Source organism: Sporolactobacillus pectinivorans, from assembly GCF_002802965.1.
In the GTDB taxonomy this organism is placed as follows: domain Bacteria; phylum Bacillota; class Bacilli; order Bacillales; family Sporolactobacillaceae; genus Sporolactobacillus; species Sporolactobacillus pectinivorans.
In genome coordinates this window covers 1-592 of the sequence record NZ_NXGA01000013.1, presented here as the reverse complement: position 1 = coordinate 592, position 592 = coordinate 1, and the positions used below count along the sequence as shown (strand labels likewise).

Annotated in this window: 1 protein-coding gene; it reads left to right on the top strand. The window is 33.3% G+C overall.

Annotated elements, in window-relative coordinates:
* Positions 1–56: 56 nt before the first annotated feature.
* The coding region (locus tag COP04_RS19265) for an IS6 family transposase (protein ID WP_031834588.1) at positions 57–592 on the top strand (536 nt) is incomplete at its 3' end.

Sequence of the window (592 nt, the reverse complement as noted above, 5' to 3'; positions counted from 1 at the left end):
GGTTCTGTTGCAAAGTTGAATTTATAATATAATTTTAACAAAAAGGAGTCTTCTGTATGAACTATTTCAGATATAAACAATTTAACAAGGATGTTATCACTGTAGCCGTTGGCTACTATCTAAGATATGCATTGAGCTATCGTGATATATCTGAAATATTAAGAGAACGTGGTGTAAACGTTCATCATTCAACGATCTACCGTTGGGTTCAAGAATATGCCCCAATTTTATATCAAATTTGGAAGAAAAAGCATAAAAAAGCTTATTACAAATGGCGTATTGATGAGACGTATATCAAAATAAAAGGAAAATGGAGCTATTTATATCGTGCCATTGATACAGAGGGACATACATTAGATATTTGGTTGCGTAAGCAACGAGATAATCATTCAGCATATGCGTTTATCAAACGTCTCATTAAACAATTTGGTAAGCCTCAAAAGGTAGTTACAGATCAGGCACCTTCAACGAAGGCAGCAATGGCTAAAATAATTAAAGCTTTTAAACTTAAACCTGACTGTCATTGTACATCGAAATATCTGAATAACCTCATTGAGCAAGATCACCGTCATATTAAAGTAAGAAAGACAAG